We start from the raw sequence: 12,406 nt of genomic DNA, 5'->3' as shown, positions 1-12,406 counted from the left end.
GTAGTACGGGATTATATGATAAGTGAGATGGACTTGTAATCAAGTTGTAAAATGTTGAGATGTAAGGTCGATACGCACAAAAAAAGACCAGCCACAACTAGCGGCCAGTCTTAGGATTATCGATAAGAGGTCGATCCTGAATAATAATTGAGTATTGCCATGATATCTTTGGTAAAGCCAATCACTTTCATTGTTCTTTGATTGATCATCACGTTATATTTCCACGTTTTGTTCGTCTTGCTCTTATAATAAACTTCCGTCTTGGTGCCAAACCGCACAGCATCCTGGTCCAATGTTAGATCGGACGCCAGCTCAGAATCTCCTTTTTCCTGGATAAACTGATCAGCAAGTTCAAACAGATTACGACCGGGAGATGTGTCACCAAAGAAGTTCGCTCCGTTTCCTTTTAAGATTTTAAGAACATCTCCGTCTCTGGCATTCAAGATGATATCGTAAATATCATTGGGACCGGTCGAAACCGTTAGCGTCATATAGTACAGGCCACTGGGAATTTTGTTTAGCTCCTTTTCGACATGTTCACTTACTTCCTGATTTAGTCCCTTGAATACTTTTTCGACTAGATCCTTCAGCTTGTTCTGGTCAATCACCGACAGCTCAAATTGGACATCATCTACAGTAAGCTTCTCATTAAAATATTTGTTGACGGCATTTACGCTGAGCATCCTCACGGCATCTTGCGAAAGCGTACCTTCATATTTGCTCTTGTGTTCGCTATTTATTTTTTTAACCATGACAGTGTCCTTCTCGATAGCATTGTAAAATCCAGTGCAACCTGTCGTCATTAATAAAAACGCCATGCTTACAATAGAAAATAGATATTTTTTCATTGTTGCACCCCAGTCTTTTGACCCGTTCCATTAAAAATAACCTGAATTGTCGTACCTTGATTGACCTCGCTAATCACTTTGATACTTGCTTTATGAATGTCTGCAATACTGTGACATATGGAGAGACCTAAGCCCGCTCCATTATTGCTTCTCGTTCTTGCTATATCCGTCATGAAAAACGGTTCAAATATTTTATCCTGATGCTCTTTGGCAATCCCTATGCCCTGATCAATTATTTCGAGGATGCAATGGTTATCGCTCCAGTAGGTACGAAGTGTAATGCTCTGCTGTTTGGCGGAAGCTTTAAGCGCATTATCTACAAGATTGAAAATCAAGCTTTTCATTACATCCTTATCCATAAGAAGAGACCCTTCTTCGCAATCAATAACGATGCTAATCTGCTTTTCTCTCGCTTTCATTTTCAGCACAGGTTCCATTTCGGCAATTGTGGCCTTAAGATCATGTTCCTCCATTTGAAAATGGTGCTCCTCTAGGAAAACCAAATCCATCAGCTTTAACGAAAAGGATTCTAGCCGCTTTCCTTCTGAATAAATGACATCCAGAGCATCTAAAAATATATCTTCTTTGTATTTAGTTGTTCTCAGAAAATTGGCGAATCCGATAATCGAGGTCAATGGTGTTTTTAATTCGTGAGTAAAGTTATTGATAAACCTTTGCTTCTGTTGGTTGTGTAGCTCCAAGTCATTGATTTTATCCTCGACCACCGAAGCCATTTCGTTAAAATTTTTGGCCAGCACGCCGATTTCATCCTTTGTTGTTATCTGAACGCGTTCTGAAAAATCCCCCTGTGCAATAACCCGAGCCGTTCGATTTAGACGATCGATCGGCTTCGTCAGGCCTTTGCTCACAACATACATAATAAGCATATAAAGAATGCAGGCGGCCACATCCACCTTGACGAAAAAGCTGTACTGATCTACGCGCTCCTGATACACCGGCGTAAGATCCTTCATGTAAGTGAATACGTAACTTTTATGATTAATGTACGTTATATTCGTTGCAAACAATATCGTACGTTCATCAATATCTCGTAAAATATATCTGATTTCATCCGTACCTAGCTTGTCCAGCTCCTTACGCTCAAATGGCATCTTGAAATCGGTATTGCTGAAAATCGCCTGATTGCTATCATTTAGAATCTGCAAATAGGTTCGTTGCTCGCTGTTCTTCTCGACAAATTCGTTAGCAATATTCGTTAATACTGTTTTTTCGTAATCGACGGAATCATAGATACGAAGAATTGGAAGGATCGCATTTACGCTAGAATGAATGCTGATGTACTGGCTTAATGCGCTATTGATTTCCTGTTCTAGCATTTTCATGTGATTCCGCTCGATGACCATTATCGAAAAAATATGAAAGATGAGAACGAATGCAAGAATGGAAAACAAGTATATTTTCTGCCAAAACTTCATCCATCAATCCTCCAGCCGGTACCCAATTTTATAAATCGTCTTGATTTGGTCATGTAGCTGGAGTTTTTTGCGTAGCGATTTGATGTGCATATCGACCGTTCTTGTTTCACCATAGAAATCGCAGCCCCATACTTTGTCAAGGAACTGCTCTCTGGATAGTGCTATGTTCTTATTTTTCAGCAATACGACCAGCAAATCGTATTCCTTTGGAGTCAGCTCTACCGGTTGGCCCTGGATAGTCGCCTCTCGTTTGTCCAGAGCCACTTCAATGTTTTGAAACTTGATGATAGAGTCTTCTTTGCCATATCTACGTAGCACTGTTTCGATTCGAGCCAAGAGTTCAATTGCTTCAAAGGGCTTAACAATGTAATCATCCGCTCCTAGTTTAAGTCCGTTGACTTTATCGTACACAGAGTTTTTCGCGCTCAGGAAAATCACTGGTATGTGGTAGGATTTCATTTTTTCCATCAGCGAAAAGCCGTCCAGCTTCGGAATCATAACGTCCAACAGGATAAGATCAAACTTCTCTCGCTTCACCGCCTCCAGTGCCGAAAGACCGTCATGTACCTCGGTCGTTAAAAAGTTCACGAGCGTAAGATTCATTTTAATAATTTTGGCTATATGAATATCGTCCTCGACAATCAATATCTTCTTTTGCATCTTCGTAATCACCTAACATTTCATGAATGGTTTATATGTTTTGTTACTGATATTACATGATAAAAGAATATTTTTATAGAGATAATATATATCTTTGTGAAACATGCAACAAGTGAAATAGGAATTGGATTGTTTCTTGAACGGCTCATTCCCCCTATCAACAGCTGTAAAAGAGTTAATCTATCACTGCTCATGTAATTTATATAAATTCGACAATTTACAACTTCATTACAAGTCCATCTTATTTATCATATATTCGCAGACTACACTGATTGCATCCCCAGACGCAAATAACAATGTGAACATTAACGAAAAATTGATGAGATTATTGGAGGAGCAACATGTCATGGATTTTGGAAAAAAAGCAAAAGAATCATAAAAAGAAAACATGGAGGTTCGTGCTGATCAGCTTCAGAGTTTTGCTTTTGAGCATCATCATTTTTTTCGGCTATCAGCTCATTGGCACCTACTATGTACTTGACAGTCTGGACAAACCAAAGGATACCATTCTAATCGAGGAGCAGGAGAATGACGCGCTGAAGCCTGTCATATGGGAAGGCACCGAGCGTGTCAGCATTCTGCTTATGGGCGGCGACAATCGGGGGGTGAAGAAGAACGATCAAGCGCGTTCCGATTCCATGCTGGTAGTAACGATTGACCCCACCACGAAAAAAGCACATCTTATGTCTGTTCTTCGGGATACTTATGTCGAAATCGAAGGTCATGGCAAAGGAAGAATCAACACCGCACTCGCACTAGGGGGACCTAACCTTGCCATGAAAACGATAGGCGACTTGCTCGGTCTTGATATTCAATATTATGTATATACCGATTTCGAAGGATTCAAATCACTCATCGATGGAATTGGCTGCATTGATTTTTATGTCGAGAAAAACATGGACTACACCGACAAAACCGACGGTAACCAATACGACATCCATCTGCGAAAAGGGCAACAAATGCTGGATGGAGATAAAGCGCTGCAATACGTGCGTTTCCGCCATGACGCAATGAGCGATTTCACCCGGACCGAGCGACAACGTAACCTGTTGCTTGCCATCGCTGAAAAGCTGAAATCCGACTGGAACCTATTGCGGATGAAGCAAATTTTGGAGAGTGTAGCACCTTACATCCAGACAAATCTGAATATCCCCGATATGCTGAAGCTGGCAAAGCTCGGTGTGGAATGCCACATAGCCGGCTTAGCACAAGTACCGCCGATGGAATTAATTGACGGCACGTCGGTGAAAGGGGCCTCTGTCCTGAGTGTGCGAGATAATAAGAAGCTTCGTGAATTCGTGCAGGAATTAGTGGTTCAGGATAGGTAAAATAAAAAAATGACTTGAGTCCTGCTTAAGGAAACTCGGGTCATTTTTCTTTTGCGTTGTATGTCGTGCTGGCTTGAGGAACCATTTGTATAGCCATGCTGAATAGACCAGATTTCGTGAGATGCAGGATATTAGGAAAATACAGCCAGATTTGATGTTTGCTTTTTCTCTTGAATATTCTGTATGCTTTAGATCTAAAAAGCTGTCAATAAACAGAGATTTACACTAAAGGAGACAGATACAACATGAAGATGATAGGGAAAAAAGGGATGTTTTGCGGCGTATTAGCTACAGCACTGCTCATATCAGGCATGACTTACGCTGCTCCAGCCATCAAAGTGATGGTCGATGGGAAAGAAGTGAAAACTGACGCGCAAGCTCAAATCATTAATGGTCGGGTACTCGTACCTGCACGGGGTTTGGCAGAATCTCTCGGAGGAGAGGTGCAATGGGATCAAAAAAACAAGATCGTGAACGTAAAAAGCAAAGCCTCTAGCCAAAATGGAGCAATAACTGGCAAGGATGCATATGTGATTGAGGATCAAAAGGCTCTGATCAGTCTCCCTTCTGAATGGAAGGATAAGATCAAAGTAGAAAAAAAAGCAAATGAAGTTATTTTTCAATATGTACCGAAAAATAAGGCAGTAAAACCTGAATTTTTCTTCAGAGTGCTCATCATTACTAAAACCGTATGGGATAAAGATGAGTATGCAGATACAGGACTCTTTACGATGTTAGGAATGCAGGACGGAAAGGTTTATGCATTGCAAACACCGAGTGAAGCACCTTATTTGGAGAAACCAGAAAGCCCGGAATTTAAAGAAAGCGTGGACATGCTAAATCAGCTTAAGCAATCCATTCAGTTTATGTTCATAAGGTAAGTAAATAATAAAGAAAAAATCCTTGAAGCTTCTCTTCAAGGATTTTTTGTCAGAATATAATAGAGATAGAACTAATATCTTTCCAAAATCAAAGCGGTTTTCAATGAGTCTTTTGGCAAAAACCATCCCTTTTCTTCTAGGTAAGCCTTTAGCCTCTTTTGTTCCTCTGAAGCTTCTCTGCTGTTGGTAGTTTTAAAGGAAGCTTCTACAATATAATCCAAATTGTTTCCAGAAGCAGATTTAATCGGCCAAATTTCCACATCAATCTTCTGCCCATTCCATGTTCCCGTGTATCGTTCTGCCAGAACAGGACCGTATATTCTTGCTTGTCCTACTTTTTCACTCCCCCATCCAGGGTACAGCCATTTATCCAGCTTTCCAGGTATATTGGCGGTTAGTAGTTTAATGGAGTCTGAGAGAGCCGGCAATTGTGTTCCTTGAAAACCTGATTGTTTTATTTTTTTCTTTCTGGAAATACTTAATGTTTTTTGCTTGTAGCCCCATTCCACCTGTGCTTCATAATTCGTGTCTGTAGCATCAAAGCCTTCCTTATTAGCCTTTGTTAAGGCAGCATCAATGTTATTGTTTTCAATAGGATATCTTTTTTTATAGGTGATTTCCATATGCTCTTTACTGTCCGACTTGCGGATGCGACTAATCCAACCTGTATGATTCAAATCCTGGTCTTCTGTATCCAGAAACTGTACATTCATTTTTATGGCAGAGTCAGGCAGATTGAATGCTTTAAGCACATCAGGCAACAGCTTATGCTCAGAAGATAGCACCTTATTCGAATCCAGTAATAGCTTCACTTCATAATCCGGCTCTAAATTACCAGCCGCTTGTGCGGATTCGGAAAGACCAAAAAGAGAGGAACAAAGACCTAGACAGACAGCAAATGCCATAGTTGCATGCTTGAGCGCAGGGATCGTTTTCACGTAACCAGCTCCTTTGTATTACAAGTACAAAAATTAGTTATCTTTCTTATACATCTATTTATACAAGCTGCACATTTTTAGTCGTTAACAAGCTGTCTTTTTTTCACTCCGGTTACATGATGATTTCTAACGGCTAATTATACCATAATTGTAAATACAAAGAATATAAAATCATCCACAAAATTTACACCATTAGAATTCCTATGGCATTTCTTACCTCTTGAAGAACCTTTTGTGCAGATAACCGAGCTTTCTCGGCACCCTGTTGCAGGGTATCGATTATTTGTTCTTCTGTAAGTTGCTGTTTGCGGGTACGGAATGGCTCCACAATTTGTTCGATTTCTTCAGCTAGTCGCTGTTTACAAGCTACACACCCGATTGATGCCGTGGAGCATTGCTCTCTAAGCTGCTGTTGACCCTGCTCATTCGTAAAATATGTGTGCAGATGATAAACATTACAGCCTTGTACACTCGGATGGCCTGGTTGTTGCAGATAGAGACGAGTTGGATCAGAGTATGCCTTTTTTACTTTCTGAGCGATCTGGCTTTGCTCATCCTGTAAACTAATATACGTATCAACTCCGTCTGATTTACTCATTTTACCCTGACCATGTAGTGCAGGAATACGAACAGCATTCTCTGCCAACGGTTGCGGGTATGCAAAAACCTCACCATACCTATTATTGAAACGCCTAGCAATTTGCCGTGCCATCTCCAAATGCACTAATTGATCTTCACCAACAGGCACTACTTCACCTTTATGCAGCAGAATATCTGCTGTCATCAGTACAGGGTATCCCACTAAACCATAATTCACATTATCAGGATGCTTCTTCGCTTTTTCTTTAAAGGTTGGACATCTCATCAGCTCACCTAAAGGCATGACCATTCCTAGATATAAGGATAATTCCGCAACCTCGGCTGACAGAGAAGATTGTGTATAAAACGTACAATGCTCAGGATTCAGTCCTGCAGCCAAATAACTGGCGGCAGCTTCTAGAGCATTTTTAGACATATGCTCGCGGCTAGGATGTGTGGTCAATGTATGCAAATCTGCTATAAAAAAATTAGCATCGTATGTGTTTACAAGCTTCTCAATGCCTTTCATTGCTCCATAATAGTTACCCAAATGTAATTCACCAGTAGAACGGATACCTGATACCAGTTTTTGATTTTTCATAGATAATCAGCCTCTTTCGTTTTGAGAGCGGAGATCGTGGGGTATGAAAGGCATTGATCTCCCTCTGTTTATTTATCTCATTCAGTTGATAAAGCCACCACCAACCATCTTCCATTCTCATCACGCTCCTTGTCCTGATTACCTCTATTTTGTTTACAAGAAATACAAAAAGGGCTTCCCATCCTTATCTTTATAAAATAAGGACGAGAAACCCGTGGTGCCACCTTTATTCGCTGTCTACACAGCGCGCTCAATTGTATCGGAGTAAGTGCTAGCTCTCCATGCCTTTGCTCGAATACCTGTCTCTTCTATCGGTGAGACGCTCCGCCAGAGCCTACCTGTGTGTTACCATGTTTTCGTTCACACTATCGGTCTGGACGCTCAAAAGTCCATTCTGCAAGCTTCCCGCACTGATTTTCACCAACCATCAGCTCTCTTAAGCATTCTTGCCTGCATACTCCTCTTCATCATTGCGCGTGTTATCATTATGATCATGTATAGATTCCTGTAAACTTATCAATCAGTATACGTAACCTCACACTAGCTGTCAATCTCTACACGTGCCACCCCGTTTAAATTATGGACCATCTCATAAATATCAGTAATGTAAATATGATCGTACACGACTAGACGTAAATCCATCTGTACCCTGTGCTTATCAACATCCTTTAACCAGACATTCTTAATCTTCATATCTTCTTCTTTGAATTTCTGGATGATCCCTGTCATATGGGAATACTCATCTAAGAACAGGCGAATTTTTAATTCTTTTCCTTGTAATTTTCGAACCCCAATCATATTTACTAAATAAGGAAGCAACTGTACAGAGAACAAAATCATCGCAGCTCCTAACGCTGCCTCATAATAAAAGCCCGAGCCAACCGCAATTCCAATCCCTGCACTAGACCAAATAATTGCAGCTGTGGTTAGACCAGAAATAACATCATTATTTCGGCGCAAAATGACCCCTGCACCCAAAAAGCCGATTCCACTAACGATCTGTGCAGCCAAACGCATGGGATCTGTTCGATTGTTCATAGACGTTTCCGCATAAAATTGGGCAGATTCAATCGAAACAATCGTCAGTAAGCAGCTACTAACCGATATGATTACGCTAGTTTTTAATCCTAGTGGCTTCTGTTTTAATTCACGCTCAATTCCAATTACGATTCCAAGGAAAGCAGAAAGCATCAACTTTGCTAAAATAATTAATTCCATGTTATTCCACCTCTAACCTGGTTTGTCTGACGACTTTTATTACCTGTAGCTTATTATAAATCCTGATGAGCTATTCTTAAACCAACTGATACGTAGAGGATGATTGACGGAGCACAGCCTTGTTAGCAAATCGGCTCTGCAAGTGTTGGCATTGGGAAATATCCATTTTCTATTGCATGCCTCACCATCGCCTGGAAATATGTTTTCGTCGGTGTTGGGCATGTAATCTGGAGCTTTTGTAATAGGGCTGTTGTTTTAGGGCATGCAAATCGAACATTCGAATTACGTGCGCCATCTCCCTCCAGTTGCGTAATAGCTAGCTCCATCCCTTCCCGATTTTTTTTCGTTCCATCAAATAGCCATTGCTCATATTCTTGTTGGGAAACCAGACTTAGCTGATAGCCAAAAGACTGAAAATGCTTCAATAGCTCCACATACGGAATCTGTTCTGGATTAACAATATGGAAAACGGCTCCGACTGCTTCCTCTTGTAATGCAAGGCTAGCAATCGCCTTTCCTGCAAAATCAATAGGGGTGAAGTCTACTAGCCAATCAGCATGTGGGGCAACTCCCAGCAAAAACATCGCCCGACACATCCGATACATCGCATTTGTTTCCATGTTTCGTTGAAATGCACCAGATAACGAATGGCTACTCAAATTACCAGCACGATAGATTGTCACTGGTATACCTTCCTGTTCAAAAGCTCTCATCACCAGCTTCTCTGACTCCCATTTGCTATTGATATAATGATTGTCTAGCACAATGGAATAGTCCACTTGGTCTGCATTGCGCAATGCGTGCCATTTCCCAGCATAAGACAGTTCTTCAGGAATACCGATCGTGGAAACATAGTGAAAATGAATACCCTGTTTTTCCCTGGCCAGATCAAGTAACGTCTCCGTGCTTTGTACATTTACTCGATAGAAATGCTGAGAGTCACCAAAGTGAGCTACATCCGCTCCGCAGTGCATGATGGCATCAATGTTTTGAACAAGCTCATGCCAATCCTCTTTGCCTAATCCCAAGCGCACTTCCTGCAAATCACCTATCATCACCCTCACACGTGAATGAAGCTGTCTACTCAGCTTATCTCCAAAGTAAAAGGAATAATTTTGATATAAACGTTCTGTAGCACTCTGTACATCTTCCCCACGTACCAAGCAATAAATCGTGCCCGATGCTGTTTGCAGCAATTCATTTAACAAATGAGAACCAAGATAGCCTGTCGCCCCCGTTAGTAAAAATGTATGCTGATTGCGTCTTAGAACCTTTTTGGTCGTTTGTAAACGCTCTGGATATTCAGCAAGGACTTCTTCTGTTTGTAGATTACTCTCAATCAGCCCAGAATCAGTGCGTTCTGTGTTCTGCTCTTCCTGACTCAGCTCTTCAATTCGATGCGCTAATGCTTGGACAGTCGGATGTGTGAAGAAGTCATTAATTTTTAGCAGTGGATATTTTGGCTTTATTTCAACTAATATCTCTATAATTTTAAGAGAATGTCCTCCTATTTCAAAAAAATTATCATTTGCACCTACGCGCTCTATTCCTAATCCTATTTCCCATACTCGGGCAATTTCCTGCTCAACCTCCGTTTTGGGCGCGATATACGTTTGTGTTCTTGTCACCGGTTTTAGCTCAATAGTAGCTAGCTTTTTTCGATCAATTTTACCGGTTGGTGCAATAGGCATAGACGGTAGATAACCAAATTGTGCTGGAATCATGTAAGGAGGCAGCTTCTGCGAGCAAAAAGCTTGTAAAAGCGCCGGATCAATCTCCTGCTGTGTATTTGTTGTGTAAAAAGCGACCAATGTATTCTGATTATCATGATCCTTTTTCACAATAACTGTTACGCTTTGTATCTCAGGATACGTAGCTAATCGCTCCTCAATTTCTCCTATTTCAATTCGATGCCCACGAATTTTGACCTGAAAATCTTTACGTTCTAAATACTCTACCTCTCCATCTTCTAGCAAGCGTCCCAGGTCACCTGTTTTATAAAAGATTTTTCCTGATCCTGGTGTGAAGGGGTCTGAAATAAAGGCTTCCTTCGTTTTCTCCGGCATGTGCAGATAGCCGTGCGAGATTCCTACGCTGCTAATCAGAATTTCTCCTGGAACACCAATCGGGCACAGTTGATACGATTCGTTAACCAGATATATTTCATAGTTTGCAAGAGGCTTTCCAATCGGGATGCTGGTCGTATCAGCTTTCACTGGTTTAGTCACAGCATGATACGTAGATGTCACGGTGCATTCAGTCGGCCCGTACAAATTGTAAATGATCGTATCACTCGAAAATTTAGCCTGGAAGGAACGAACAACCTCGCCTGCTAGAAGCTCTCCGCCTACTCCTATGCTTTTTACGGTGGCGAAGCAGTCTGCTTCTGTGCTTGGCAACGTTTTAACTAATTGGTTAAAGAAGGCAGCAGGAATGCCGGGAATGCACGTAACTCCTACACGCTTGACTGCTCTTGCAAACGAAATCGAATCCATTCTATCTTCTTTCGTTAAAAAATGTAAGGTAACGCCGTTTAATAAGCCTCCAAATAACTCATGAACGGATGCATCAAAGCTAAACGTGATGAATTGTGTGAAGATATCCTGCTCTGTTACGTTCATCATTTTTCTAACAGCAACCCCGTAATTCACTACCCCCTGATGATGCAAAATAACTCCCTTGGGCGTTCCTGTGGACCCCGAGGTAAAAATGACATAGGCTGGATGCAACGGCGTAATAGCCGGTTTTATCGCTGTATCAGAATATATTTCAATGTCTTCCATCCATAAGACCTGTGCTTTCGGAATAGCTTGTACCACTAAATCTCGATAGGCAAGACTAGAAAGAACTACATGAGAATTCGTTTCCTGAATAATATGGGCATTACGTTCTTGCGGATGATGCGGGTCTAATGGAACATAAGCTGCGCCCGCTTTTAATATCCCAAGTACGGCTATGCTGGCTTCGATACTTCGTTCCATAAATAAAGAAACATATTGCCCTGGCTTAATCCCATGCTCTTGTAGCATTGTAGCTACCCGATTAGATGCTGTATCTACTTGTTTATACGTATACCTAGTCTCATCAGTCTGTAAGGCAAGCCTCTCACCATGCGCTTCTACTATCTCTTGAAAGACATCCAGAATCGTCTTTTCTGCTGGAAATGCTTCTGTCGTCTGATTCATGGATTGATACAGTTTCTGTTCCATTTCAGATAGCATGGGATAAGCAGTAAAGCTTGTTTGCGGATGCAGCACAGCTTGTTCTGCTAAACATTCCATTTGTTCCATAAATCGATCAATTGTCTGTTGACGGAAGCTGTTGGAATCATAATACATTTCCCAGCTAGCTTTTGCTTTGTTTACGGTGATCCCAGCATGTAGGGGAGCAGCTGTATGTGCTTCAATCTGCATGAGTGAGTCTTGTTGCAGACAAAACGTGCTTGGGAATTGATGGAACGAATAAGAAGCATCAGCATCTTCTGTTCCATGCTCCCAAGCTGTTTCAACCTGATCTAGTACATCATTATAGTTCATTCCTTGTTGAACATTTATAGCTACTGGTACCCATTTCTCCTGACTAAGAGTACCCAATGTAATCTGCTGGGTTCCGCTGACTCTGTGCAGCCACATGATGTACAAAGCCAATAGATGAATTTCCTGTCCCTTTTCCCATAACTTTGTCATATATGGAGTCAAATCATACGAGCTTCTTGTAGTCACAGTATCTGTGATCTGACCGAAGCGATTATTGTCTAGTGGGAACGTTATAGGTTCGTATCTTGGTGTATTGTGCATGATAAACTCCTGCCTCCTAATAAAATGTATATGAAAAGGTGAAAAAAGAAGAGAGACCAGCATCTGATCTCTCCTCTTTTGTAGTCCATATTAGCATTCTGCTGACGACCCAACACTCTC

Annotated in this window: 9 protein-coding genes and 1 other annotated feature; of the genes, 2 read left to right on the top strand and 7 right to left on the bottom strand. The window is 41.2% G+C overall.

Features of this window, described 5'->3' with window-relative positions; all coding sequences use genetic code 11:
• Nucleotides 1–116: 116 nt before the first annotated feature.
• From BRLA_RS08360 to BRLA_RS08350, 3 genes are read right to left on the bottom strand one after another with little or no spacing between them, the layout of a single operon-like run.
• On the bottom strand, nt 117–848 hold the full coding sequence (locus BRLA_RS08360; RefSeq protein WP_003337855.1) for a P-loop NTPase family protein: 732 nt from the start codon (nt 846–848) through the stop codon (nt 117–119).
• On the bottom strand, nt 845–2,284 hold the full coding sequence (locus BRLA_RS08355; RefSeq protein WP_003337856.1) for a sensor histidine kinase: 1,440 nt from the start codon (nt 2,282–2,284) through the stop codon (nt 845–847). The genes BRLA_RS08360 and BRLA_RS08355 overlap by 4 nt, the downstream gene beginning before the upstream one ends.
• 3 nt (nt 2,285–2,287) lie before the next feature.
• Nucleotides 2,288–2,944, bottom strand: a complete 657-nt coding sequence (locus tag BRLA_RS08350; RefSeq protein ID WP_003337857.1) for a response regulator transcription factor — start codon at nt 2,942–2,944, stop codon at nt 2,288–2,290.
• 341 nt (nt 2,945–3,285) lie between these two features.
• Between BRLA_RS08350 and BRLA_RS08345 the strand changes: the two genes are divergently transcribed.
• On the top strand, nt 3,286–4,272 hold the full coding sequence (locus BRLA_RS08345) for an LCP family protein (RefSeq protein WP_003337858.1): 987 nt from the start codon (nt 3,286–3,288) through the stop codon (nt 4,270–4,272).
• A 245-nt stretch (nt 4,273–4,517) separates the two neighbouring features.
• Complete coding sequence (locus BRLA_RS08340) at nt 4,518–5,153, top strand: stalk domain-containing protein (protein ID WP_041752031.1); 636 nt, start codon at nt 4,518–4,520, stop codon at nt 5,151–5,153.
• Between the two features lie 71 nt (nt 5,154–5,224).
• Here BRLA_RS08340 and BRLA_RS08335 read toward each other — a convergent pair whose 3' ends face one another.
• The 4 genes from BRLA_RS08335 to BRLA_RS08320 form a co-directional block, all read right to left on the bottom strand.
• Complete coding sequence (locus tag BRLA_RS08335; RefSeq protein ID WP_041752030.1) at nt 5,225–6,091, bottom strand: hypothetical protein; 867 nt, start codon at nt 6,089–6,091, stop codon at nt 5,225–5,227.
• A 184-nt stretch (nt 6,092–6,275) separates the two neighbouring features.
• Nucleotides 6,276–7,271, bottom strand: coding sequence for a tryptophan--tRNA ligase (gene trpS / locus BRLA_RS08330; RefSeq protein ID WP_003337862.1), 996 nt, complete (start codon nt 7,269–7,271; stop codon nt 6,276–6,278).
• A gap of 196 nt (nt 7,272–7,467) precedes the next feature.
• Nucleotides 7,468–7,751, bottom strand: a binding site (T-box leader).
• 60 nt (nt 7,752–7,811) lie between these two features.
• Nucleotides 7,812–8,489, bottom strand: coding sequence for an MgtC/SapB family protein (locus BRLA_RS08325; RefSeq protein WP_003337865.1), 678 nt, complete (start codon nt 8,487–8,489; stop codon nt 7,812–7,814).
• A 122-nt stretch (nt 8,490–8,611) separates the two neighbouring features.
• A complete protein-coding gene (locus BRLA_RS08320; protein WP_041752028.1) occupies nt 8,612–12,286 on the bottom strand; it encodes a non-ribosomal peptide synthetase family protein in 3,675 nt (1,224 codons plus the stop codon).
• Nucleotides 12,287–12,406: the final 120 nt, after the last annotated feature.

Origin of the sequence: Brevibacillus laterosporus LMG 15441 (assembly GCF_000219535.2) — a bacterium.
GTDB lineage: Bacteria > Bacillota > Bacilli > Brevibacillales > Brevibacillaceae > Brevibacillus_B > Brevibacillus_B halotolerans.
The sequence above is the reverse complement of the archived record's forward strand: the minus strand, read 5'-3'. Positions and strand labels throughout refer to the sequence as shown.